This is a genomic window from Myceligenerans crystallogenes, from assembly GCF_039529775.1.
In the GTDB taxonomy this organism is placed as follows: Bacteria; Actinomycetota; Actinomycetes; order Actinomycetales; family Cellulomonadaceae; genus Myceligenerans; species Myceligenerans crystallogenes.
Map to the genome: position 1 here is coordinate 1 of NZ_BAAANL010000011.1, position 25,049 is coordinate 25,049.

The following is a 25,049-nucleotide window of genomic DNA, read 5'->3' on the forward strand; positions in this document are numbered from 1 at the left end:
CAACATCCCCATAACGAGGATAAATTTGGCATTGACTATCAAGCACACTGTTGAGTTCTCAAACAACCGACGCACACCGTCCCGTGCTCAGACCGATTGGTCTGAATCCAAATCCGGGGCAACCTCTTCAACCTATCACCACTCATTCCGTCCCGCAAACTCGGCGATCTTTTCGATCAAAGAGTCCACATTGAGACGGCCGCGAGCCGTGAGTCTCGGAGGAGATTCGCCAGTCCCCGGCTCGGCCGGACGTTCACCTCTCGGTTCCCGTCCGTCCGCCTGCCCGTCGGGCTGACGTCGAGAACATTACACACACCCGACGCCGCATGCCAACTCGCGGGCAGTGACCCCCGCCACACGGCATCCCCGCTGGTCCGCAAGCATTTTGGCCCCGCTGTACCCGGAGCGCACCGTCCCTTGTGACGGCCGCCACCACCCCGTGTCCGCCGGCTGTTTCCCGCCGATCCCATGACCGCGACCCGACCCGTCCCCGGGACCAACCCGGCCCAGCTTTGTCCGCGAAGGTCCCGGGGGCCGGCTCCGGCCGTGCCTACTTCGTCGAGAACGCCGCGTCGAAGGCCGCGGTGGGGGCGTCGAACGCGAGGCGGCGCACGAACTCCAGGGCCTCGGGGGCGCCGGACAGCCGGTCCATGCCCGCGTCCTCCCACTCCACCGAGATCGGGCCGGCGTAGCCGATGGTGTTGAGCATGCGGAACGCGTCCTCCCAGGGGACGTCGCCGTGCCCGGTCGAGACGAAGTCCCAGCCGCGCCGCGGGTCCGCCCACGGCAGGTGCGACCCGAGCCGGCCGTTGCGGCCGTTGGTCATCCGCTTCTTCGTGTCCTTGCAGTCCACGTGGTAGATGCGGTCCTGGAAGTCCCAGAGGAACGACACCGGGTCCAGGTCCTGCCACACCATGTGCGACGGGTCCCAGTTCAGCCCGAACGCCGCCCGGTGCCCGATCGCCTCCAGCGTCGCCCGCGTGGTCCAGTAGTCGTACGCGATCTCGCTCGGGTGCACCTCGTGCGCGAACCGCACCCCCACCTCGTCGAACACGTCGAGGATCGGGTTCCACCGGTCCGCGAAGTCGCGGTAGCCCGCCTCGATCATCTCGGCCGAGGCCGGCGGGAACATCGCCACGTACTTCCAGATCGACGAACCCGTGAAGCCCACCACCGTGTCGACGCCGAGCTTCGCCGCGAGCCGGGCCGTGTGCTTCATCTCCTCGGCCGCGCGCCGCCGCACGCCCTCGGGATCGCCGTCACCCCAGACGACGTCGGACAGGATGTCCCGGTGCCGCTGGTCGATCGGGTCGTCGCACACGGCCTGGCCCTTGAGGTGGTTGCTGATCGCGTACACCTTGAGCCCGTGCCGCTCCAGGAGCTCGAGGCGCCCGGCCACGTACTCGTCGTCGTCCCAGCGCCACGGGTCCAGGTGATCGCCCCAGCAGGCGATCTCGAGGCCGTCGTAGCCCCAGCCCGCGGCGAGGCGCGCCACCTCCTCCAGCGGCAGGTCGGCCCACTGGCCCGTGAACAGGGTGATCGGTCGTGTCATCGTTCTCTCCTTCGTACGTCTGATTCGTGCGTCGGGCCGGCGGTCAGGAGGCACGCCGTCGCAGGACGACGGCGGTCACCGCGCCGCCGACGACGACGAGCGCCGCCAGCACCCATCCCGACCAGCCAGGAAGGCCGGCCGTGGCTTCGCCGGAGGCCTGGGCCGAGCCGTCCCCGGCGACGGGTCCCGCCTCGGCTCCCTCCGGACCGGCGGCGTCCTCGCCCGGGTCCTCCTGCCCGGAACTCCCGTCCGCGGACCCGTCGTCCCCGGACCTCTCGTCCCCGGACCTCTCGTCCCCGGACCCGCTCTCGTCCGAGCCCGCCGGCGCGGCGTCGTCGGGCGCCTCCGGCGGCGCGACGACGTCGACCTCGGTCTCGACCTTCGCCGTGCCCGGTTCCTTCACCCGCGCGGTCAGGGTCCAGTGCCCCTCGTCGAGCAGCACCTTCTCCGAGAGATACCAGCCGACGCCCTCGGGCGCCGAGACGAGCGTGACCGGGCCGGCCTCGTCGCCGGAGGCGGAGACCGCCCGGACGACCACGACGGCCGACTCCTCGACGGGATGCCCGTCCCCGGCCCAGGTCAGGGCCGCGGAGATCCGGCCGCCGCCGTCCGTGCCGAGCTCGACGTCGATCTCGCCGCCGTGGGCCGCCGCCGGAAGGGCGGCGGCCGGTCCGGCGGCGAGGCCGAGCGCCAGCGCGAGCGCCGGTCCCAGGCGTGTCAGCTTGCGCATGTCCGTTCCTCTCCGACTCGGGGGCTCTCGCCCCGCAGGGTCTCGGCACGGGGCCGGAGCGCGTCCGCCCCGTGCCGAGGGTGGGCCGGTGATGGTCACCGGGCCCTGCCGCCGGCTTCCACCGCACCCCGGGGACCCTGGGCCAGGGTCGGTCCCGGGGTCAGCGCGGTGGCGGCCGACGGCGGCTGACGGGGCGTGCGCCGTCAGGACGGCGCACGCCCCAGGTATCTCAGTCGCACTCCTCCTCGATGGTCACGACGAGGGTTGCCTTGCCGGTCCTGGCGAGTTCCCAGTCCCCAGTCGGCGTCAGGACGGTGCCGCGCGCCGGCGTGGCGACGACCTGGTACGCACCCGGGGCGAGGTTCGCGAGGTCGCGGACCTTCCCCTTCGGCTTGCCGTCGACCCAGCGGTGCACCTCGTAACCGCGCACCCCCGGGAGCACGACCGGTGCGATCGAACCGCCGGCGTCGCACGTCGCCTGCGTCACGACGACGTCCGGCGTGTTCGGGTCGGGGCACTCCGGCTGCTCGAGCGTCACGAAGAGCACGGCGATCCCGTTGCTCCGCACCTTCCAGTCGCCCGTGCCGACCAGGGCGTACCCGTCGGCCGGCCGTGCCGCAATCCGGTAGGACCCCACGGCCATGTCGTCCAGGTCGGTCACGAGGTCGCCGGCGGCGCCGTCGACCCACTCCCGCACGACGTAGGACCTCACGCCCGTCACGTCCGCCGGGACCAGCGAACCACCCGTGACGACCTCGGCCCCCGAGCTGTCGTACGCGCACGTCGGCTGGATCACCTCGACCGCGGGTTCCGCCTCGAGGAGGTCGGGCTCGGCGATGGTGAACGTGAGGGTGTCACCGGTGACGGTCTCGTCCCCGGACGACGCCCGCACCTGGACGGTGTGGGCACCCGGTGCCGAGATCTCCAGCGGGGCGGTGTACTCGACCCACCCGCCGTCGTCGACGTCGACCTCCCGGTAGACCTGGACACCGTCCGCTCCGCCGGTGGTCTCGACCGTCACCGTGACCGGTCCGAGCCACTGCCCGTCAGGGCCGTCCGGCTCCGCCGGCGACACCGTCCCGGTCACCGCGAGCGGTTCGGTGGCGCCCACCTGCCGGAAGTGGGCGAACGACGCGGTGGCGGCCGACTGCTGGGGGCCGCCGAGGGCGAACAGACCCACCCGGGCGTCCTGCAGCCCGTCGTGCGTCACCGGTTCGGCGAGGGGCGTCCACTCCTCACCGTCCGCGCTGTACTCGCCGGTGAAGGTGCTCCCGGCCTTGGACAGCCGCAGGTGCCACACGCGCGAGTCCAGGCCGCTGGCGCCCGGCTGCGGTTCCTGGATCACGGCGCCGACCTCGCTACGCAGCTCGATGCGCTGCGTGACGGCGCTGCCCGGCGCGTTGTCGGTCACGACGTCGAGCTTGACGTAGTTGTCGTCGTCGCCGTACGCGATGAGACCACCCTGCTGGTACTGCTGGTCGAAGTCCGACCCGTCCACCAGGGTCTCCACGGTCCAGTCACCGTCGGGCAGGTCCTGCACGACGATGTTCGGCGTGCCGGTGTTGTCGCCGGTGTAGATGTCCGTGGCCGTCGTGTCGATCTCCAGCGCGCCACCGGTCACCCGGTAGCCCGTCGGGTCCTCCCGGACGACGTCCCAGCGGCAGCCGTCGAGAGCGTCCCCGTCGAACTGGTCGTCGGGCCCGGGAGCCGCGGCGGTGTCGTCCGGGGTGATGTGGAACCAGTCGAACCGGGCGTCCACGACCTCCGCGGCCGAGCCGGTACCGGCGAGCGCCACGAGCCCGATCCGCGGGTTCTCGATGCCGGCCAGCGACTTGGTCTGCGGCATGGCCGTGAAGTCCACGCCGTCGGCCGAGTACGACGCGGTGAGGTCGTCACCGTCGCTGCTGGCCAGTCGCACATACACCGTGTCGGGGTACGCCGCGCCGAGAGCCGCCGTGTTGGAGTCGCCGACCTCGTTGGGTGCGCCCGCCTCCTCGCGGATGTACTGGAAGATCCGGGTGGCCGCGTCGGCGGGTGCCGAACGGCCCTGGAGCACCATCTTGGCGTAGTTGTCGGCGTCGCCGTAGATCACGAGCCCGGCCTGCTGGTACTGCGCGTGGGCCGGGATCGTCACCTTGGCGGTCGCCGTGAACGGGCCGTCCGGCAGGTCCTGCAGGACGATGTTCGGCACGGTGACGTTGCCGGTGCCGTAGAAGTCCGTGACCGTCGCCGGGATCGTCAGGACCCCGTCGGCGACCTGCAGGTCCTGGTTGCGGTCGAGCACCGTCCAGCGCTCCGGGTCGAGCTCGGCACCGAGGAAGTCGTCCGACCGCCCCGAGAGGCACGGGGTCGGTTCCGGCGTGGTGCCGGTGACCTCGACCGTCGCGTACTCCACGGAATAGGCGCCGCGCTCGTCCGTCACCCGGACCTGGAGCCGGTAGGTGCCCGTCCGGTCGTAGGTGTGCTCGAACGAGGCCGTGCCGTCGACGAATCCGTCGCCCAGCCCGGCGTCCCACGCGTACGTGAGCGGGCCGGTCCCGTCGGGATCGGTGGCCTCCGCGGTGGCGGTCACCGTCAGAGGGGCGTCACCGGCGACGGGGTCGACCGTCAGCTCGACCTCCGGCCGCTGGTTGTCGCTCGCCCCGCGGCCGTCGATCTCCATCCAGTTGACGTTGATCCCGCCGGACAGCAGGACGAAGTAGAGCGTGCCCGAGCCGGACGGGACGTTGCTCAGCGCCGTCCCGACGTCGGTGTACTGCTGCCAGCCACCGGTGTCGGGCACCGTGATGCGGCCCAGTTCCGGGCCGTCCGGGGCGTCCCAGCGCAGCGACACCTCACCGCCGCCCACCTCCGAGGCGGCTCGCAGCGAGATCGAGTCGACGCCCGTCAGGCCCACCGGCTCGTGCGCCCAGTAGTCGCCCGGTTCGATGAACCCGATGTTCTGGCCGCCGCCGGCGGTGTCGCCGGTCTCCTCGGCCCGCACACCCGGGTCACCGGATCCGTCGCCGATGCCGTCGGCGCGTCCCGTCTCCGTGAAGAACTCGGACTGGACCAGCTTCGGCTGGAGCACCTGCAGGTCGGTCCTGGTCAGCGGGACGCCGGCCGCACCGCCGTCGTCGGTGTAGAACGCCTCGATCACCCAGAAGATGTTCGCGTCGATGCCGTGGCCCTCGTCGCGGGCGGTCTGGATGACGCCCGAGCAGCCGCTCAGCTCCTCGAACGGGTGGGCGTGCGACTCGTGCCCGAGCGACGTGAACAGGGTGACGTCGTCACAGGTCACCTCGCCGTCGGGGTCGGTGACCTCGACCTCGTAGCGCACCTGGTCGCCCCACTCGAAGAAGCCGCCGTTCTCCGGGAAGGTGATCGACACCTCCGGGGCGACGTTGCCGACCACGATCGTCACGTTCGCGACGCCGGAGTTGCCCGCGGCGTCGGTCGCGACGAGCTGGGCCGTGTAGCGGCCGTTCTCGGTGTAGGTGTGGCTCGGGTTCGCCTCGGTGCTCGGCTCGGAGCCGTCGCCGAAGGTCCACTGGAGCGAGATCGGCTCCCCGCTGGGGTGCCGCGTGCCCTCGGAGGAGAACTGGACGGCCAGCGGCGCCAGGCCGTCGGTCACGTCGGCCGACGCCTGGGCGATCGGCCCCGCGTCGCCCTGGACGTAGTCCACCCGGTACACGCCCGAGCTGTCGTTGTTGCCGCCGAAGCCCGAGCCCCAGTCCACGACGTAGAGCGCGCCGTCCGGGCCGAAGTCGAAGTCCATCGGCCGGTCGAAGCCCGCCCCCGGGTCGAACTTCCCGGGCAGGACGCGGTTGATGTCCACCAGGTCGTCACGCTGCTCGCCCGCGAGCTGGAACGAGTACATCCGTCCCTGGTTCCACTCGCCGAACAGCGCCTTGCCGTCCCAGTAGGCCGGCCACTTCACGTCCGACTGCAGGGCCGGGTCGTAGATGTAGACCGGGCCGCCCATCGGGGCGCCACCGCCGCCGATCTCCGGGAACAGCGGGTTGGCGGCGTACCCGTACCAGACCTCGGCCTCGACGGCGGGCGGCAGCTGGGTGATGCCGGTGTTGTTCGGCGACTCGTTCACCGGGCCGCCGTCGCAGTCGTAGGCCGCGCCGGACTGACCCGTGGCGAAGTCGTGGTCGCGGTAGGCGCTGTTCGCGCCCGCGCAGTACGGCCAGCCGTAGAAGCCCGGCTCGCTCACGACGTTCCACTCGACGGTGCCCGCGGGGCCGCGGTCCGGGTTCGCCGATCCGGCGTCCGGCCCGTAGTCGGCGACCAGCACGTTGTCGTTGGCCGGGTCGACGCCGATCCGGAACGGGTTGCGGAAGCCCATCGCGTAGATCTCGGGCAGGGTCTTGGCCGTCCCGGGGGCGAACATGTTGCCCTCGGGGATCGTGTACGTGCCGTCGTCCTGCGGCGTGATCCGCAGGATCTTGCCGCGCAGGTCGTTGCTGTTGGCCGCTGTGCGCTGCGAGTCGTAGTTCTCCCGGCCGGACCGCTCGTCGAGCGGCGCGTAGCCCTGGGACTCGAACGGGTTCGTGTTGTCGCCGGTGGCCACGTAGAGGTTGCCGGCGGTGTCGAACACCATGTCACCACCCGCGTGGCAGCACGTCTGGCGCTGCGTCGGGATCTTCAGCACGGCCTTCTGCGTGGCTGGGTCGATCGTGCCCGACGCGGCGTCGTAGTCGAAGCGCGACACCCGGTTGTGCGGGCCGTCGGCGCCGACGTCCTGCGGGGACCAGAACAGGTAGATCCAGCCGTTGGCGGCGAAGTCCGGGTCGAGGACGACGCCGGTCAGCCCGTCCTCGTTCGACTGCGTCACCGACAGCTTCATCGCCGTGCTCGTGGTGTCCGTCGCCGGGTCGATGGTCTGGACGCGCCCGTCCCGCTCGACGTAGAAGACGGTGCCGTCGGGGGCCACGTCCAGCATCATCGGGTTGGCGGTGTCCTCGTCGAGCGGCACCATCTCGTAGCTGTCGCTCTGCGTGGCCGCGCAGTCCGAGTCGACGACACCCGCCGCCGTCCGCAGGCCGCCCAGGAGGTGCTGCAGGAACTCCGGCTCGGCGAACGAGGCGTCCGTGTGGCCGCCGCCGGTGTACCAGGAGCGGCCGCCGTCGTAGGCCTGGCACCAGGCGATCGGGTGCTCGGCGCCCATGGCGCCGCTCCCCGCCGCGTAGCTGGACTCGTCCAGCGAGGCCAGGACGTGCACGTCGTCGCGGGGGTTCGAGCGGAAGTTGTACCACTCGTCGTACCGGTTCCACCGGTCCGGCAGGTGCTCGGTCGAGGCGTGGTCGTGGTCCTCGACCTTGACCGTGGCGTCCTGGTTCTGCGGGTGGGAGGCGAAGTACGCGCCCACCAGCTCGCCGTACCAGGGCCAGTCGTACTCGGTGTCCGAGGCCGCGTGGATCCCGGCGTAGCCGCCGCCGCTCTGGATGTAGCGCTCGAAGGCGGCCTGCTGGTCGGCGTTCAGCACGTCACCGGTCGTGGAGAGCCAGGCGACGACGTCGTACTTCGCCAGGTTCTCGTCGGTGAACGCGCCGGCGTCCTCGGTGGTGTCGACGGCGAAACCGTTGTCGACGCCGAGCTGCTCGATCGCCGCGATGCCCGCGGGGATCGATCCGTGCCGGAATCCGGCCGTCTTCGAGAAGACGAGCACGCTGAACGGGTCGGCCTCGGCCGCGGCCGGTGCCGCGGCCGCCTGTACGGCCGAGGACATCGTGGATGGGACGGACTGGGCGGCCGCCTGGGCCGGCAGCGTGCCGGCCAGGGTCATGGGAGCGGCGACCGCGAGGGAGGCGACGACGGCTGCCAGCCGTCTGCCCGTACGCGGTGCTCCCCAGAGCAGGTTTCTCACCAAGAACTCCTTCGTCGTCGAACGGTCTTGTCGCGCTCCGGGGATCCGATCCGTCGGCCCTGACGGGGTCGGACACCGGGTGGTCGGTCACGGGGACCAGGCCCGGGTCACGGGCCGGCCTCCTCTTTCTCGCCGGGTGGTTCCGGTGGTTCAGGTCAGGGCGATCCAGCCGCCGCCCTGCTGCGAGCTGCGCTCCACGGCGTCCAGGACCCGCTGCACGGCCAGGCCGTCGGCGAACGACGGCCGCGGCTGCCGGCCCGCGGCCAGGTCCTCCACGAGGTCGACGACCTGGTGGGTGAACGCGTGCTCGTAGCCGAGGCCGTGGCCCGGGGGCCACCAGGCCCCGACGTAGCGGTGCTCCGGCTCGGTGACCACGATGCGGCGGAAGCCCGCGGTGGCCGCCGGCTCGGACGCGTCGTGGAAGTGCAGGACGTTCATGTCCTCGAAGTCGAACGCGATCGAGCCGCCGGACCCGTTGACCTCGATCCGGATCGCGTTCTTGCGGCCCGCCGCGAAGCGCGTGGCCTCGTAGGTGGCCAGGGCGCCGCCCGTCATCCGGCCGAAGAACACGGCGGCGTCGTCCACGGTGACGGGCCCGGTCTCCGTCCCGGCCGTCCCGGACAGCCCGGAGAACTCCGTCGCCACGGGGCGCTCGGTCACGAAGGTCTCGAGCGTGCCGGAGATCCCGGTGAGCTGCTCGCCGGTGATGAACTGCGTCAGGTCGACGATGTGGGCGCCGATGTCGCCGAGCGCGCCCGAGCCGGCCTTCTCCTTGTCCAGCCGCCAGTTCAGCGGCGTGGCCGGGTCCGAGAGCCAGTCCTGCAGGTACTGCGCGCGCACGTGCCGGATCTGGCCGAGGCGGCCGTCGGCGACGAGCTGCCGGGCGAGCTGGACGGCGGGGACGCGCCGGTAGGTGAAGCCCACCATCGCCAGCACGCCGCGCTCGGCGGCGCGCTCGGCCGCCGCGACCATCCGCTCGGCCTCGGCCACGGAGTTGGCCAGCGGCTTCTCGCACAGCACGTGCTTGCCGGCCTCCAGCGCCGCGATCGCGATCTCGGCATGGGTGTCGCCGGGGGTGCACACGTCGACGAGGCCGACGTCGTCCCGGTCGAGCAGCGTGCGCCAGTCGGTCGTCGCGTCCTGCCAGCCGAGCCGGTCGGCCGCGGCGCGGACGCCGTCGGCCGAGCGTCCGGCGACGACCCGCATCTCGAGGTCCCAGGGCAGGCCGAAGAAGCGGGGGGCGGTGCGCCACGCGTGGGAGTGCGCGGCGCCCATGAACGAGTAGCCGACCATTCCGACGCCGAGGCGCGACCGGTCTGCGTCACCCATGAGTGTGGTCCTTCCGTCGTGGGGCCCGGACCCGTTCGCGGGCAGCCGGGGCCGCGGCGGCGGGCTCGGGGCCCGCCGCCGGGTCGTGGGACGCGTCGGTCAGGACTCGAACGCGTTGGGCAGGTACTGCTCGACGTTGTCCGCCGTCACGACGGGCGCGAAGAGCTGGATGGTGCGCGGTACGCCCGACGACGCGAGGTCGCTGAGGTTCTTCTCCTGGGCGACCATCCGGGCCAGCTTCACGCCGTCCGCCGCCTGGGTGGACGGGTAGACGACGGTGGCCTGCACCACGGAGTCGCCCTCCTGGATCTCGCGCATCACGTTGGCCGAGCCCGCGCCGCCCACGAGGAAGAACTCGTCGCGCCCGGCGTTCTCGATCGCCTGGAGGACGCCGACGCCCTGGTCGTCGTCGTGGTTCCAGATGGCGTCGATCTCGGGGGCCGCCTGCAGCAGGTTCGCCGTCACCGACTCACCGCTCTGCACGGTGAACTCGGCCGCGACCCGGTTGTCGACGTCCAGGCCGCACTCGTCGAGCGCGTCGGCGAAGCCCTTGCTCCGGTCCTGCGTGAGCGGCAGCGAGTCGATGCCCGCGATCTCCGCGACCACCGCGTCGGGCTTGTCGCCGAGCTGCTCGCAGATGTACTGGCCGGCCGAGACGCCCATGCCGTAGTTGTCGCCGAGCACCGTGGCGCGCGCGGCGAACGGGTCGGAGAACTCACGGTCGACGTTGATCACGGGGATGCCGGCCTCCATGGCCTCCATGGCCACGTCGGTGAGCGCCGCGCCGTCGAACGGCAGGAGCACGATCGCGTCCACGCCGTCGGCGATGAAGCCCTCGATCTGGCTGATCTGCACGTTGACGTCGTTGGTGCCCTCGGCGACGCGCAGCTCGACGTCCTCGTACTTCTCGGCCTCGGCCTCGGCCGCGGTCGTGATCGCGCCCATCCAGCCGTGGTCGGCCGCGGGGGCGGAGAAGCCGATGACGACCTTCTCGCCGGGCTCGTCGTTGTCCGAGACGGCGCCGGCCTGGGCCTCGGTCTGGTTCTCCTGGGCGGGCGGCTCGTTGCTGACGCAGCCCGTCACCAGGAGCGCCGAGGCGGCGAGGACGACGGGGACGCCGAGCAAACGGCGCCGGTGGTTCAAACCTGTGGACATGAGATCTTCCTCGATTCGGTCCAGCGTGGGTAGGGGTCGGTGAAGGGGGGGTTCTGGGGTGGGCGGTGTCAGCTCGATCTCGACGGCGCCGAGATCCGCTGCTGGAGCAGCACGGCGGCGACGATGATCGCGCCCTTGGCGATCTGCTGCACCGAGCTGTCGAGGTTGTTGATGATGAAGACGTTCTGCAGCGTGGCGAAGATGAGGACGCCGATGACCGTGCCGATGATGGTGCCGCGGCCCCCGGCCAGGAGCGTGCCGCCGACGACGACCGCCGCGATCACGTCGAGCTCGATGAGCATGCCGTTCGTCGAGGAGCCCGCGCCGGTGCGGGCGAGCATCATCACGCCGCCGATGCCGACCGTGAGCCCGGCGAGCCCGTAGACGTACATCATGTGCCGCTTCACCTTGATGCCCGCGAGGCGGGCGGCCTCCGGGTTGCCGCCGATGGCGACCGTCCGGCGGCCGAACGTCGTGCGGTTGAGCAGGAACCAGCCGGCGACGACGACGAGCGCGAAGATCCACACGATCTTCGGCACCCCCAGCAGGTCGCCCTGGAACGCGCCCTCGAACGACGGGACGTCGACGATCTGGGTGCGGCGGTTCGCGATGAGCTCGGCCAGGCCGCGCGCCGCCACCAGCATGGCGAGGGTCGCGATGAACGCGACGACGTTGCCGAACGCGATGATCACGCCGTTGACCAGACCGGCGGCGAGCCCGACCAGGAGCGCGCACATGACCATGACGATCCAGCCGTACTGCCCGGCCATCGTCTGCGTCGACAGGGTCGAGGCCCACACGGTCGTCAGGCCGAGCACGGAGCCGACCGACAGGTCGATGCCGCCGGTGGTGATGACGAAGGTCATCCCGATGCTCATGACCCCGATCACCGAGGCCAGGCTCAGGATGATGGTCAGGTTCGTGAGGCTCGCGAACCGCTCGCCGCCCGTGAGGAAACCGACCAGGCACAGCAGGAGCAGGGCGACCACCAGCCCCAGGTTGCGGACCGTGGTGCCGGAGAGGCGCGCGAGACCGCGAGCGCCTCCGGCCGGGGTCCTCGGGGCGGGGGCCGCCGGGCCCTGCGACTTCACTTGCTCGCTCACGCGACACTTCCTTCCATGACCATGTCGAGCACGTCGTGCTCGGAAATCGAGTCGGCGGGTCCTTCGCGCACGACCTGTCCGTCGGAGACCACCAGGACGCGATCGGCGAGGCCGAGGACCTCGGGGATCTCGCTGGAGACGACCAGGACGGCGGTCCCGGCGTCCGCGAGGCGCCGTACGAGCGCGTAGATCTCGGACCGGGCCCCGACGTCGACGCCGCGGGTCGGCTCGTCGAGGAGCAGCACCTTGCAGCCGTGCACGAGCCAGCGGGCGAGCATGGCCTTCTGCTGGTTGCCGCCCGACAGCGTGCGGATGGCACGGTTCACGTCCGGCGGGCGCAGGTCCAGGGCCGCGGCCTGCTCGGCCGCCGCCGCCTTCTCGGCCGTCTCGTCGAGCCAGCCCGCGCGGGCGATCCTGGCGAACGACGACAACGTGATGTTGCGGTAGACGGGCTCGTCGAGCACGAGGCCCTGGCTCTTGCGTTCCTCCGGCGCCAGGCCGATGCCGGCGCCGACGGCGCCGGACACGGAGCCGGGCCGCAGCGTCACGCCGTCGAGCGTCACCGTGCCCGACGACGAGCGCCGTGCGCCGTAGATCGTCTCGAGGATCTCCGAGCGTCCGGAGCCGACCAGCCCGGCGAGACCGACGATCTCACCGGCGCGGACCCGCAGCGACACGTCGTGGAAGACGCCCGCGAGCGACAGGCCGCTCACCTCCAGCCGCGTCTCGGCGTCGCCGGGGACGCCCGGGCGGTCCGGGAAGGCGTGCTCGACGGACTTTCCCGTCATGAGCTTGATGAGGTCCGCGGTCGGCGTCGTGGCCACGTCGAGGTTGCGGCTGACGGTGACCCCGTCCTTGATGACGGTGATCCGGTCGCCGATCCTGCGGATCTCCTCGAGCCGGTGCGAGATGTAGATGATCGCGATGCCCTGCGCGGTGAGCTCGTCCACGACGCGGAACAGGTTGTCCACCTCGCCGGAGTCGAGGACGGCCGAGGGCTCGTCCATGACGATCACCCGCGCGTCCCGCGACAGGGCGCGTGCCATGGAGACGATCTGCTTGCCGGCCGCCGACAGCGTGCCGACCTCGCGGTGCGGACCGATCTCCGGGTGCCCGAGGCGCTGCATGAGTGCGCGGGTGCGGGCGGCGACCGCGCGCCGCTGCGTGAATCCGGCGGACGCCAGCTCGTGGCCGAGGTAGATGTTCTCGGCGACGGTGAGCCCGTCGACGACGTCGAGCTCCTGGTACATCGTCGCGATGCCGTGCTCCAGGGCGGCGACGGGGTGCGCGATCCGGATCTCCTCGCCGTGCAGCCGGATCGTCCCGGCGGTGGGCTGATGCGCTCCGGCGAGGACCTTGATCAGTGTCGACTTGCCCGCGCCGTTCTGCCCCAGGAGGCAGTGGACCTCGCCGGGCAGCACGTCGAGGTCGACACCGTCGAGCGCCTTGGCGCCCGGGAAGTGCTTGACGATGCCTTGCATCTGCAGCAGCGGTGCTGCCTGATCCTCGATGACCATACGCCGACAGTAGGAGGCACTTATGACAACTGTCAATCAAAAGTTCGGGTACTTTTGGATCGTGACCTTCCCGTGACGGGAACGGCAGGCGTAGGAGTGACGAGGAAGGGGGCATGATTCACTGTGCTCATGGAAGGGTTGGCGAAGTTCCCGCCGAGGCCAACGGGGGCCGGCGACATGTTTCAGCTGTTCAGGGACGGGGCTCCGCGAACACGCGCCTCCCTGGTGACCGAGACGGGCCAGTCCCGGTCCACCGTCGCCGCGCGCATCGACGCCCTGCGGTCCATCGGCCTGCTCGCCCCCGCCGGGGAAGCCACCAGCACCGGCGGCAGGCCGCCGTCGACCTTCGCCTTCGACCCCGCGTCGCACCTGGCGATGGGGGTCGACCTCGGGGCCACCCACGCGCGCATCGCCGTCACGGACCTCGCGGCGGAGCCGATCACGATGATCGACGAGCCGCTCGCGATCGCCGACGGCCCCGACCGCGTCCTGACCTGGGTCGCCGAGACCGGCCGGAAGCTCGTCGCCCAGACCGGGCGCGAGATGGAGGATCTCGTCGGCATCGGCATCGGGCTCCCCGGTCCCGTCGACCACCGCACGGGCAGGCCCGTCAACCCCCCGATCATGCCGGGCTGGGGCGACTCCGACGTCCCGGCCGAGCTGTTCGCGCGGCTCGGGGCGCCCGTCATGGTGGACAACGACGTCAACATCATGGCGCTCGGCGAGCACCGCACCACGGCGCCCGACGTGGACGACCTGTTGTTCGTGAAGGTGGCGACCGGCATCGGCGCGGGCGTCATCATGGACGGGCACCTGCGCCGGGGAGCGCAGGGTGCCGCGGGCGACCTCGGGCACATCGCCGTGCCGGGCCCCGCCGACATCCCCTGCCGGTGCGGCAACACCGGCTGCCTCGAGGCGGTCGCGGGGGGTGGCGCGATCGCGGCCCGGCTCCGGCAGCAGGGCATCGCGGTCGAGACCACCCAGGACATCGTCGACCTCGTCCGGTCCGGCGACGTGGCGGCCGGTCAGGCGGTCCGGCAGGCCGGGCGCGACATCGGCAGCGTGCTCGCCGCGTCCGTCAGCCTGCTGAACCCCGCCCGGATCGTCGTCGGCGGCATCCTCGCCGGAGCCGGGGAACACCTCATGGCCGGCATCCGCGAGGTGGTCTACCAGCGCTCGCTGCCGCTGGCCACGCGGGACCTGCGGATCACGCCGTCGGAGGCGGGCGCCCCGGCCGGCGTCGTCGGGGCCGCGACCCTTGTCACCGAGCAGTACCTTGCGCCATCGTCCGTAGAGACGCTCATCACTGCCAAGGAGGTCATGTGAACACGCGTACCGCACTGGTCGTCCGGGGAGGATGGGAGGGCCATGACCCGGTCCGGACCACCGATCTGTTCGTCCCGATCCTGAAGGACGCCGGTTTCGACGTCGTCGTCGAGGACTCGCTGGAGATCTACGCCGACGAGGAGGCGATGGCGCGGACCGACCTCGTCCTCCAGTCCTGGACGATGGGCGACATCCTCGTCGAGGAGATGCACGGGCTGCGGGTCGCGGTCGAGAACGGCACCGGCCTCGCGGGCTGGCACGGCGGCCTGCTCGACGCCTTCCGGAACGCGACCGACTACCAGCACATCGTCGGCGGCCAGTTCGTCGCCCACCCCGGTGACTTCGTGGACCACGAGATCGTGGTGCGGCCCGAGCGCTCCGGCCACCCGGTCGTGGAGGGCCTCGAGTCGCCGGTCCGGCTGCGCACCGAGCAGTACTGGGTGCAGCACGACCCGGCGTGCGACGTCCTGCTGACGACCACGCACGAGCCCCGCCCGGACACCCCGTGGCACGAGCCCGTCACCGTGCCGGTGGCCTGGACCCGCCGCTGGGGCAAGGGACGGGTCTTCGCGTGCACCGTCGGCCACGGCGTCGAGGAGCTCGAGCACCCGGCGATCCAGCGGATCATCACGCGCGGGCTGCTCTGGGCGGCGCGTCCGGGGCAGTAGCCGCAGGATCCGCTCCCCGTCCGCCGCGCTCCGGCGGAACGCGGCGACGCCCGGGACACCACCGTGTCCCGGGCGTCGCCGTTCCCGCACCGGCCTCAGCCGGCGTCCGGCAGGTCCTTCACCCGCACGTCCCGGTAGAAGACCGTCTCCCCGCCGCCGTGGTTCTGCAGGCCGACGAAGCCCTGGGCGAGGTCACGGGCGGGGTCGGTACCCGTGAACTCGTTGACCAGGACGCCGTTGAGGAAGACCTGGACGGTCTGGCCCACGACGCGGAGCTCGTAGGAGTTCCACGATCCCGGCGGGTTCAGGGCGCCCGCGACGGCGTCGCGGTCGGCGCCCTGGAAGCCGTAGACCGAGCCGGTGGTGCGGTCGGGCTCGTCGGACGCGTCGATCTGGATCTCGTAGCCCTGGTCGACCGCGACCCACGGGTCGTCGCCCGGGTCCGGGAAACCGACGAAGACGCCGCCGTTGTGGTCCGCGACCAGCTTCCAGTCGAGCTTGAGGCTGTAGGCCCCCAGCTCGGTCGGGTGCCAGAGCAGGCCCAGGCCTCCGGTGGTGCGCAGCGAGCAGTCGCCGTGGCGGCCGAACGAGCCGGGACCCGCCATCCGCCAGCCGTCCAGGGACTCCAGCGTGCCGTCGAAGAGCGCCGTCGAACCCTCCTCGTAGTCCTCGGCCCCGCAGATGTCGGGCTTGCCGCCGACGGTGAGGAGGTCGAGGTTGACGTGGCCGTCGTCGTCCGCCTCGTGGCGCAGGGTGATCGTGTTGACGCCCGCGCGCAGCCGCATCGACCGGGTGGCGGTGTCCCAGGTCTCCCAGTTCCCGGTGGGCTCCAGGGTCCAGGGCTCGATCTCCTGGCCGTTGACCAGCACCGAGATCTTCTTGGCGCCCTCGAACGGGTGCGGGCCGTTCGCGTACCGCAGCCGCACCGGGTAGGTGCCCCGGCGGGCGACCGTCGTCATGAACCGGACGGAGGCGCCCACCTCACCGAGGCCGTCGACGAAACCCGAGCCCGAGTAACCCGAGTGCTCGGCGTCGACGTCGGCGGAGCCCCGCAGGGTCGCCTCCTCCGCCTCGTGGTAGCCGCGATCCGCGGGGGCCCGGTAGCCCGGGATCTCGTTCAGCGTGTACCAGGCCTCGGTGTTCCACAGCTCCCGGCCCCCGGCGTCGGTGAACGGGCGCGGGCTGCGCAGGTGCACCACGCGGCCGGGTTCCAGCCCGTCCACGGTGAGCCGGACGCTCGTGCGGTCGGCCGAGACCTCTGCGTGCGTCACGACCAGCGGTCGCTCGTCGATCTTCGGGCCGCCGTAGGTGGGCCGCGGCACGTAGCGCCAGTGGTCCAGGCGGAACGCCGCGTTCGGGTCCTCGGCGATCCTCGCCACCGTCTCGCCGGACAGCGGCTGGGTGTAGCCGACCTCGAACCCGTCGCCGGTGGCCCGCAGCTCGGTCATGTCGAACGCGGCTGCGCCGTTCGGCGTGAGCTTCTGCAGGCCGTAGCGCAGCTTGTCGGGCTCGCTCCAGTTGCCGCCCTCACCGATCCCGCCGACGTAGATCGCGCCGTCAGGCCCGACGACGGTCCGGTTCACCCCGGCCTCCAGACCCGCGGAGTGACGGAACACCGCGCCCTGGTACTCGCCGCCGACCTTCTCCAGGAAGCCGCGCTGCAGGCCGCCGTAGGTGACGTCGCCGAAGAGCAGCTGGCCGGCGTACGGGCCCTCGGTCAGCTGGACCGGCGCGCTCGGGGAGTTGCCGATCTCGTTCTGCGGCACCCACAGCGCGGGAGCCGAGACGGGGACGTCGTCGAACGGACCTGCCGGGTTGGTGAAGTGGTTGAAGAACCTGCCCTGCTTCACGTGCACGAGCTTCGAGCTGGGCAGCCAGGCGCCCTGGTTGTCCATGACGAACAGTTCGCCGTCGGGCCCGCGCACCATGCCGTTCGGGGTCCGCAGGCCGCCGGCGACATAGGTGATCGCACCGGTGTCGCGGTCGACGCGGATCGCGGTGCCGCGGTTCCCGGCCGGCTGCGGGTCCGTGGTGGCGCCGCCGTTGTTGATCGCGACCGACAGGTTGACGTAGAACGCGTCGTCGTCGTGCAGCAGGCCGAAGGCGAACTCGTGGAAGTTGCCGCCGAACGGCCACTCGGCCACCGTGCGGTGCCGGTCGTAGAAGCCGTCGCCGTCCGGGTCGGTGAGCTCGGTGAGCCGGTCGCGCTCGGAGACGTAGATCGACCCGCCGATCACCGCCACGCCCATCGGGTTGAACAGGTCCGTGGCGACCTTCCGCACCGTGACGTCGTCCCTCGACGTCGCCCCGGTCACGTTGTCCAGGAGGAAGATCTCGCCGGGTTCGGGGTTCTCCACCCAGCCACCGGGGCTGACCGAACCGGAGGTGGCCACGACGAGGCGGTCGCCCATCCAGTCCAGGGCCGCGACCATGGGCTCGAAGCCCTCGGGCCGCAGGTCGGTGAGCGTGTAGCCGGGGTGGACCGCGTCCAGCCGCATCCCGTCGCCCGCGGTGTCGCCCTGGCCCTCGCAGTACTTGGTGCCGGGCGCCGTCACGCGCACGACGCCGGCCTCCGTGCTCAGGACCGACGACGGGACGACGGCGAACTCCGCCGCGCCCGGCGGGCGCCACTCCAGGCGCAGCACGGCGCCGTACGCGTTGTCGAAGTGCTCGGCCCGCAGCTCGTGGTACCCGGCGGTGAGCTCGGCGCTGCCGGTCACGGACTCCTCGCCGTGCAGCCCGTCGTTGTCCACGACGACGAGGTCGTCCAGGAGGAGACGCGAGCCGTCGTCGCTGGTGAGACGGAACTCGTAGGTGCCGTCGGCCGGCACCCGGAGGTTGGCGAGGGCCTGGGTGATGAAGCGGTCACCCAGGCCGAAGTCCGCGTCGCGGTAGTCGATGGTGCCGGTGAGCCGGTCGACGTTGGGCGTCTGACCCGAGCGGAGCGTGCACAGCGCGTCCAGGTCACGCGCCATGTCGTAGGTCCGCAGGGTGACGCCGGGTTCCTGGGGTGGTGGATCCTCGGCGGAAGCCGGCGGGGCGACGAGCGCCCCCGCCGACAGCAGCGCCGTCGTGGTGATGGCGGCCGCAGCTGCGGCCGCGCGCCGGAAGGGACGGGTCGTTCTCACGCGCACTCCTCGGTCGTCCTTGACCTTACGGGTCAGAAACTACGAGGACTTCTGCCAGACGTCAAGCAAAAGTACGCATGTTGGTGAATGAAACTTCGTCCCTGGCCGTCAGAACGCATCGGGGCCGCCTTCCAGGAGCTTCTTGAAGCCGTCCTCGTCGAGGATCGTCAGGCCCAGTTCCTCGGCCTTGGCGGCCTTGGAGCCCGCGTTCTCGCCGACGACGACGTAGTCGGTCTTCCTGGAGACCGAGCCCGCGGACTTGCCGCCCGCGGCGATGATCGCCTCCTTGGCGCCGTCCCGGGTGAAGTCCTCCAGGCCGCCCGTGACCACGACGGTCAGGCCCGCCAGCGGGCCCTGCGGCTCCAGGCCCTCGGCGGCCTGCGCCGCCATCGCCTCCGGACCCGGGTGACCGGGCGTCGCGAACCGGACCCCGGCCGCCGCCCAGGCCTCGACGATCTCCTGGTGCCACGGGACCTCGAACCAGGCGATGACCTCGTCCGCGATCACGGGGCCGACGCCCTCCACCGCGGCCAGGTCCTCCTGCCGCGCGGCGCGGATCGCGTCCAGCGACCCGAACCAGTCCGCGAGCGCCCGGGCCGCGACCGGTCCCACGTGCCGGATGTTGAGGGAGACGATCTGCCGCCAGAGATCCTTCGTCTTGGCGAGCTCCAGCTCGTTGAGCAGCGTGTGCGCGCCCGACGACGGTTCGTCCAGGGACTCCCCCGCCTCGATGGCGGCGCGTTCCTCGGCCTTGTTCAGCTTGCGCTTCTTGCGGAAGGGGGTGCGCACCCGGGCGACGCCGTCGTCGTCCACCTTGGGCGCGCCCGTCTCCGGGTCGCGGACGACGACCTCGATGGGCACCAGGTCCTCCAGGGTGAGGGAGAACAGCCCGGCCTCGGTGCGCAGCGGGGGCGTCGCGGGGACCTGCGGCTGGGTGAGGGCGGCGGCGGTGACCTCGCCGAGGGCCTCGATGTCGAGGCCGCCGCGGGAGCCGATGTGTTCCACGCGGCCGCGCACCTGGGCGGGGCAGGACTCGGCGTTGGGGCAGCGCAGGTCGACGTCGGCCTCCTTCATGGGCCGCAGCGCGGTGCCGCACTCGGGACACTCGGCGGGCATGACGAAGTCCTCGCGCGGGTAGCCGTCGTCGGCCAGCGCCGTGACGGGGCCGAGGATCTCGGGGATGACGTCGCCGGCCTTGCGCAGCACGACGACGTCGCCGATGCGCACGCCCTTCGCCTTGACGACGTCCTGGTTGTGCAGCGTGGCCTGGCGGACGGTGGAGCCCGCCACGGTCACGGGTTCCATCACGGCGTACGGCGTGGCACGGCCGGTGCGGCCGACGCCGATCTGGATCGCGAGCAGGCGGGTGTTGACCTCCTCGGGCGGGTACTTGTACGCGATGGCCCAGCGCGGCGCGCGGCTGGTGGTGCCGAGGCCGAGCTGCTGGGCACGGTCGTCGACCTTGACGACGATGCCGTCGAGCTCGTGCTCGATGTCGTGCCGGTGCTCGGCGAAGTACTCGATCATGTCGAGCGCTCCCGGCAGGCCCTCGACCACCCGGTTGTGCGGCGAGACCGGGATGCCCCACTGCTCGAAGAGCGCGTAGGCGTCGGACTGGCGGACGAGCTCGGCGTGCTCGCCCGTGGTCCACTGCAGCGCGCCGACGCCGTGGGCGTACATCCGCAGGCCCTCCAGGCGGGCGAGCCCGGCCTCCAGGTTGAGCCCGTCCTTCTGCTCCAGGAGCTGCCGCAGCCCGCCGGCCGCGGCGTTGCGCGGGTTGGCGAACTGGGGGAACCGGCGCAGCGCGGCGAGGCGCGCCTTCTCCTCGTCGAACTCCCGGCCCGCGGAGTGGGCCGCGGCGCGCTCCCGCGCGTCGGCCACGACCCGCTCGCGGAACTGCTCCTGCAGTTCGTTGAGCCGCGCGAAGGTGGCCACGGGGATGAACACCTCGCCGCGCACCTCGACGAGGTCGGGGTGGCCGTCGCCCGCGAGCTGCTGCGGGATGCCGGCGATCCGCAGCACGTTGCGGGTGACGTCCTCGCCCTCGCGACCGTCCCCGCGCGTCACGCCCCGTACCAGCCTGCCCCGCTCGTAGACCAGGGAGATGGCGAGCCCGTCGATCTTGACCTCGCAGAGGAACCCCGGCGCCGCGCCCTCCTCCAGGTGCAGGTCGCGGTGCACCTTGGCCGCCCATTCGGCGAGCTCGTCCGTGCCGAACACGTTGTCGAGCGACAGCATCCGCTCGACGTGCGCGACGGTCACGAAACCGGCCGCCGCCGTCCCGCCGACGGTCTGGGTCGGCGAATCGGGCGTGACCAGGCCCGGGAACTCCGCCTCGAGGGCCTCCAGCTCGCGCATCCAGCCGTCGTACTCGGCGTCGGACACCGCCGGGGCGTCGTTCTGGTAGTACGCCTCGCGCGCGCCCTCGATCCGCTCGGCGAGGTCCGCCCAGCGACGCTGCGCCCCGATCGACTCGGCTTCCGCCTCACCGACCGGGGCCTCGACGGGTGCGTCCTCCAGGACGACGGACTGGGGCTTGATCTTCCGCTCGCTCACGGAACCATCATGGCCCGACTGTCTGACATCGACGACGGGTGAGGCGGAGGGTGAGGGCCGAGGAACGAGGCACTCGCCCGGAGCCGAACCCGAGGAGATGGCAGAGAAGGCTCTGACATCGACGCAGCGGGCGTCGGTATCCGCGCCGGGTCAGGCCATGGCAGCCGCGATGGGTCAGCCGCCGACTCGTACCGCCGCGTTCGCGATCTTCTCCTTCAGCTTCGGGAGCAGCCCCGCGTACGCCTTCGGCTCCACGGGCAGCAGCCACTGCTTGAGCTTCTGGCCGGTCGTGATGTCGAGGCCGAGGTCGGCCAGCGTCTCGTCCACGTTGTGCAGCGAGAACGGGATGACGTTCGTGCCCCGGGCGTGCTTGCCCTTGGTCCGCTGCTCCATCCAGCGCACGCGCTCGGCCACCTGGGCCCGCCGCTCGGCCACCGGCGGCAGGTCGATCGTCCCCGCCAGGTACGCCCCGATCCACATGGCGCCCACCTCGGCCGACAACGGGCTGAAGAACGAGGAGTTGTAGCCCGCGAAGGTCAGGTTCTCCACGTCGTGCGGGAGGATCTGGTGCCAGAGCTGGAAGTTGCCCTCCTCGTCCTGCAGCCGCCTGGTGATCACGTCGTCCAGGAACGGGATGCGCTGGTGGAAGCCGGTGCCGCAGACGACGACGTCGGCCCGCACCGTGGCGCCGTCGGACAGCTCCGCGTGCGTGCGCCCGTCGGCCGTGACCACGAACCGCGAGATCTCCGTGTCGCGGTGCACCGTGATCGTCCCGGCCGCGACCTGCTCGTAGAACCCGTCGGTCGCCAGGGAGACCGTGCTGCTGGCGATGTCGGCGAACTCGCCGTCCGGCACCAGGCCGAGCTTCTTCAGGCCGAGCTGCCTGCCGACGAACGCGCCGAGCGAGTCGAGCATCCCCTGCCGCACCGGGTTCCCGGGGCCGTGCAGGAACTTCTCCATCCCCGTGGACTGCGTCTGGTACCGGAACAGGTTCTCGCCGAACCGCGTCAGCAGCAGGTACTTCATGTTGAGCGCGCCGCCGATCAGCTTCGGCATCTTCCACAGCAGGTGCCGGGCCACGACGGTGGTGCTCGCGGCGACCTGCCCGATCTCGGCGGCGACGTCGCACGCCGACTTGCCGTAGCCGACGACGACGACGTGCTTGTCCCGCACCGACTCGATGTCGTTCAGCTGGCTGGAGGCCACGAGGCGGCCGCCGGCGCGCACCAGGTCGGGGTAACCCGCGTAGCGGGGCAGCACCGGGTCGGAGAAGATGCCGTTGGCGATCACCAGGTGGTCGAAGCGCTCGGGCGCGCGCAGCGGCGCGCCGGCCGGGCGGGCGGTGACCAGCCAGCCGTCCTGGCCGGGCGTCGGCTCGGCACGGACCACCTCGGTCGACAGGCGCAGCGCGGACTTCAGGTCGAACGTCCGCACGTACCGCTCGAGGTAGGCCTGGACCTGGGCGCCCGTCGGCCACTCCGGGTACTCCCGGGGCATGGGCAGGTCGGAGAACGCGTACGAGTCACGGTTGTTCTGGGTGCGCAGGCCGGTGTACCGCCGCGTGATGCTCCACACGCCACCGACATCGGGGGCCTTCTCGTAGACCGTGACCTCGTGCCCCAGCTCCTTGAGCACCTTGGCATGGGCCAGTCCCGCGAACCCCGCTCCGACAACCGCGATCCTCACGTTTTCCCCCGCTTCTTCGACCGGAAAAGTTCTTTCATCGACAATCCGGTCGAATCGTAGCGCCATCCGGGGGCCCGGAACAGCCCCTCAAACGGAAATCTTCCGAACGGGCAACAGTGGTATGACCTGCCCGGCAACAGGCCGGCCAGCAGCCCGTCCGCGGTTCACCAGCGGCTGGTCTGCACGGGCTCGAGGAAGCGCACCGGGAGCGCCGCCGGGTAACGCGTCCACAGCGAACGCACCATGGGGATGCCCTCGGGAGCCACGAGCAGCTGCATCTGGGGAATCCGGTGGACGACCGCGGAGATCGCGGTGCGGCCGATGATCGACGCGACGCGCTGCGCCGGGCAGCTGTGCGGCCCCACCCCCCAGGTGAGGTGGTACCTGCCGCCGGCGTCGGACAGCGGGTCGTCGATCGCGAGGGCCGGATCCGCGTTCGCCGCCGCGATCGCCGGGACCAGGGCGTCGCCGGCCGCGACGAACCGGCCGCCCAGCTCGCAGTCCTGCCGGGCGAACCGCGGCAGCACGTTCACCACGGGCGGGCGCACGCGCGACACCTCGTCGACCGCGTCGCTCACGTCCAGCCGGCCCCCGTAGAGCCGGGCGGCGAAGCGCCCGTCCGTCAGCAGCATGTGCAGGCCGCCCGCCACCCAGGCCACCTCGGCGTCGTGCGCGATGACGAACATCTCGGTGAGCGCCGTCATCACCTCGACGTCGTTGGCCATGGCGGAGTGCCCGGTCATCGCCGTGGTGAGGTCGCCGCCCGGCTCGAGCCGGTGCGCGGCGACGTGCTCCATCATGATCTGCATGGCCTCCCCGGAGGCCTCCACCGCGGCGTCGCCGGCGGCGTAGATGTCCCGGGTCAGGACGCTCATCCGCTGCGCGCCGGAATGGCTCAGCCCGAGCAGCTCGCCCAGCACCTGCACGCACAGCGGCACCACGAAGTCCTCGACCAGATCGGCCGCCCCGCGCCCGGCCAGGCCGTCCAGGATCGCGTCGCAGGCCACCTCGACCGACAGGCGCAGGCGCGTCTCGTCGATCGCGGCGAACGCGTCGTCGATGGGCGCGCGCAGCCGGCGGTGCCGGGGCCCGTCGACGTAGTAGGCGTTCTCGCGCGGCGCCATGACCGCCAGCAGGCCCGGCGGGAGCGTGCGCTCCCGCGCGTACCGCCAGTTGTTCGGGTCCCGCGAGAACATCATCTCGCTGCGCAGCACCGAGGCGGTCTCCTCGTAGCCCAGCACCAGCCAGACCGGCACCCCGGGAACCATGTCGACCGGCGCGAGCGCACCCCAGCGCGCCCGCAGGCCCTCGTAGTCGTCGTACGGGTCGAGCACGTCCTGCGTCCCCAGCAGGGCGGGCCTGCCGGGAATGTCCTCGAGCCTCGTGCGATCGGGGCCCACCGTCAGCCTCCTGGATTGCATTCCGTCCCCCTGCCCCCTGTGGCGCACCTCGTCACGCAGGTGCTTCGGCGAACGCCGGATACGTCAGCGCGTGCTCGACCAGCTGGACGAGCGCCTGCGCCGCCGAGGTCTTGTTGCGTGCGTCGCAGCGCACGATCGGAGTCGTCGGCAGCAGGTCCAGGGCCGCCCGGATCCGCTCGACCGGGTACTGCGGCGAGTCCGGGAACTGGTTGATGACGACCGCGAACGGCATCTTCGTGCGCAGCTCGAGCTGGTCCAGCACCTCGAACGACGACTCGATGCTGCGGGTGTCGACCATCACCAGGGCTCCCACGGCGCCGTCGGCCAGACCCGCCCACAGGTCCCAGAACCGCCGCTGCCCGGGCGTGCCGAACATGTACAGCGCGATCTCCGACGACACCGTGAGGCGGCCGAAGTCGAGCGCGACCGTCGTCGTCGACTTCTCGGGCCGCCCCGGGTCGATCCCGACGCTCGCCGTGGTGATCTGCTCCTCGGTACGCAGCGGCTCGATCTCGCTGACCGAGCCGATCAGCGTCGTCTTGCCCACGCCGAAGGCACCCACCACCAAGACCTTCACCGACCGCGCCACGCTGGGCGCGAGGTGCTGGCCGGCAGAGGTCGATTCAGATGTTGCGGAGTCCATCGAGCACCTTCTCCAGGATGTCCCGGCCAGGCAAGACATGGGCCTGGTGGTTGGATCGGATCGTCAGGTGGCCGGAGTCCACCAGGTCCGAGACAAGTACCGCGACAAGGCTCACGGGCAGGGCCAGGTACGCCGCCACCTCGGCGAGGGCGAGCGTACCCCGGCACAGCCGCACCAGGTCACGCTGCTGCCGCGTCGCGTTCGACGGCGCCGGGCGCCCGTCGACCGCGACCAGCAGTGTCTCCGGGCGCAGGGTGTTGCGGGTCGGGTGCGCGCGCCCGGAGGTCAGCACATAGGAACGGACCGGATGGTCCCGGTACTCGTCTCCCTGAGACATGCAGATCCCCGCCTCTCACCTGGGAAGTGTGGTCAGATTCCCGT

The 25,049-nt window shown here is 71.5% G+C and carries 15 protein-coding genes; 2 read left to right on the forward strand and 13 right to left on the reverse strand.

Annotated elements, in window-relative coordinates; genetic code table 11:
• Positions 1 to 550 precede the first annotated feature (550 nt).
• The 7 genes from ABD208_RS19495 to ABD208_RS19525 form a co-directional block, all read right to left on the reverse strand.
• Positions 551 to 1,552, reverse strand: a complete 1,002-nt coding sequence (locus tag ABD208_RS19495) for a sugar phosphate isomerase/epimerase family protein (protein WP_344106283.1) — start codon at positions 1,550 to 1,552, stop codon at positions 551 to 553.
• 43 nt (positions 1,553 to 1,595) lie between these two features.
• Positions 1,596 to 2,282 carry an ICP22 family protein gene (locus ABD208_RS19500; RefSeq protein WP_344106285.1) on the reverse strand — a complete coding sequence of 229 codons (687 nt, stop codon included), beginning with the start codon at positions 2,280 to 2,282 and terminating at the stop codon, positions 1,596 to 1,598.
• A 229-nt stretch (positions 2,283 to 2,511) separates the two neighbouring features.
• Positions 2,512 to 8,136 (reverse strand): ThuA domain-containing protein, encoded by a 5,625-nt coding sequence (locus tag ABD208_RS19505; protein WP_344106287.1) that lies wholly within the window; start codon positions 8,134 to 8,136, stop codon positions 2,512 to 2,514.
• A gap of 150 nt (positions 8,137 to 8,286) precedes the next feature.
• Positions 8,287 to 9,465: a Gfo/Idh/MocA family protein gene (locus tag ABD208_RS19510; protein ID WP_344106289.1), complete on the reverse strand. Its 1,179-nt coding sequence runs from the start codon at positions 9,463 to 9,465 to the stop codon at positions 8,287 to 8,289.
• A gap of 99 nt (positions 9,466 to 9,564) precedes the next feature.
• Entirely contained in the window at positions 9,565 to 10,620 is a 1,056-nt protein-coding gene (locus tag ABD208_RS19515; RefSeq protein WP_344106292.1) for a substrate-binding domain-containing protein, read from the reverse strand.
• Positions 10,621 to 10,688: 68 nt separating this feature from the next.
• On the reverse strand, positions 10,689 to 11,723 hold the full coding sequence (locus ABD208_RS19520; RefSeq protein WP_425561136.1) for an ABC transporter permease: 1,035 nt from the start codon (positions 11,721 to 11,723) through the stop codon (positions 10,689 to 10,691).
• Positions 11,720 to 13,240 carry a sugar ABC transporter ATP-binding protein gene (locus ABD208_RS19525; RefSeq protein WP_344106293.1) on the reverse strand — a complete coding sequence of 507 codons (1,521 nt, stop codon included), beginning with the start codon at positions 13,238 to 13,240 and terminating at the stop codon, positions 11,720 to 11,722. The genes ABD208_RS19520 and ABD208_RS19525 overlap by 4 nt, the downstream gene beginning before the upstream one ends.
• A gap of 129 nt (positions 13,241 to 13,369) precedes the next feature.
• Between ABD208_RS19525 and ABD208_RS19530 the strand changes: the two genes are divergently transcribed.
• Both ABD208_RS19530 and ABD208_RS19535 read left to right on the forward strand, forming a co-directional pair.
• Positions 13,370 to 14,566, forward strand: a complete 1,197-nt coding sequence (locus ABD208_RS19530; RefSeq protein ID WP_344106295.1) for an ROK family protein — start codon at positions 13,370 to 13,372, stop codon at positions 14,564 to 14,566.
• Positions 14,563 to 15,234 (forward strand): ThuA domain-containing protein, encoded by a 672-nt coding sequence (locus ABD208_RS19535; protein WP_344106297.1) that lies wholly within the window; start codon positions 14,563 to 14,565, stop codon positions 15,232 to 15,234. Before ABD208_RS19530 ends, ABD208_RS19535 begins: the two co-directional genes overlap by 4 nt.
• Positions 15,235 to 15,329: 95 nt before the next feature.
• On the opposite strand, the gene ABD208_RS19540 is transcribed toward ABD208_RS19535, so the two are convergent.
• From ABD208_RS19540 to ABD208_RS19565, 6 genes are all read right to left on the reverse strand, one after another.
• Positions 15,330 to 18,362: a 3-keto-alpha-glucoside-1,2-lyase-like domain-containing protein gene (locus ABD208_RS19540; protein WP_344106299.1), complete on the reverse strand. Its 3,033-nt coding sequence runs from the start codon at positions 18,360 to 18,362 to the stop codon at positions 15,330 to 15,332.
• 108 nt (positions 18,363 to 18,470) lie between these two features.
• Positions 18,471 to 20,882 carry an NAD-dependent DNA ligase LigA gene (gene ligA, locus ABD208_RS19545; protein ID WP_425561139.1) on the reverse strand — a complete coding sequence of 804 codons (2,412 nt, stop codon included), beginning with the start codon at positions 20,880 to 20,882 and terminating at the stop codon, positions 18,471 to 18,473.
• Between the two features lie 210 nt (positions 20,883 to 21,092).
• A complete protein-coding gene (locus ABD208_RS19550) occupies positions 21,093 to 22,604 on the reverse strand; it encodes a flavin-containing monooxygenase (protein WP_344106301.1) in 1,512 nt (503 codons plus the stop codon).
• Between the two features lie 164 nt (positions 22,605 to 22,768).
• Positions 22,769 to 24,004, reverse strand: a complete 1,236-nt coding sequence (locus ABD208_RS19555; protein ID WP_344106303.1) for a cytochrome P450 family protein — start codon at positions 24,002 to 24,004, stop codon at positions 22,769 to 22,771.
• Between the two features lie 52 nt (positions 24,005 to 24,056).
• Positions 24,057 to 24,668 carry a GTP-binding protein gene (locus ABD208_RS19560; RefSeq protein WP_344106305.1) on the reverse strand — a complete coding sequence of 204 codons (612 nt, stop codon included), beginning with the start codon at positions 24,666 to 24,668 and terminating at the stop codon, positions 24,057 to 24,059.
• On the reverse strand, positions 24,649 to 25,005 hold the full coding sequence (locus tag ABD208_RS19565) for a DUF742 domain-containing protein (RefSeq protein WP_344106307.1): 357 nt from the start codon (positions 25,003 to 25,005) through the stop codon (positions 24,649 to 24,651). Before ABD208_RS19565 ends, ABD208_RS19560 begins: the two co-directional genes overlap by 20 nt.
• Positions 25,006 to 25,049: the final 44 nt, after the last annotated feature.

Coding starts and splice junctions, on each gene's coding strand:
- ABD208_RS19495 (WP_344106283.1), bottom strand. CDS start 1,552: ATGACACGACCGATCACCCTGTTCACGGGCCAGTGGGCCGACCTGCCG.
- ABD208_RS19500 (WP_344106285.1), bottom strand. CDS start 2,282: ATGCGCAAGCTGACACGCCTGGGACCGGCGCTCGCGCTGGCGCTCGGC.
- ABD208_RS19510 (WP_344106289.1), bottom strand. CDS start 9,465: ATGGGTGACGCAGACCGGTCGCGCCTCGGCGTCGGAATGGTCGGCTAC.
- ABD208_RS19515 (WP_344106292.1), bottom strand. CDS start 10,620: ATGTCCACAGGTTTGAACCACCGGCGCCGTTTGCTCGGCGTCCCCGTC.
- ABD208_RS19525 (WP_344106293.1), bottom strand. CDS start 13,240: ATGGTCATCGAGGATCAGGCAGCACCGCTGCTGCAGATGCAAGGCATC.
- ABD208_RS19530 (WP_344106295.1), top strand. CDS start 13,370: ATGGAAGGGTTGGCGAAGTTCCCGCCGAGGCCAACGGGGGCCGGCGAC.
- ABD208_RS19560 (WP_344106305.1), bottom strand. CDS start 24,668: ATGGACTCCGCAACATCTGAATCGACCTCTGCCGGCCAGCACCTCGCG.
- ABD208_RS19565 (WP_344106307.1), bottom strand. CDS start 25,005: ATGTCTCAGGGAGACGAGTACCGGGACCATCCGGTCCGTTCCTATGTG.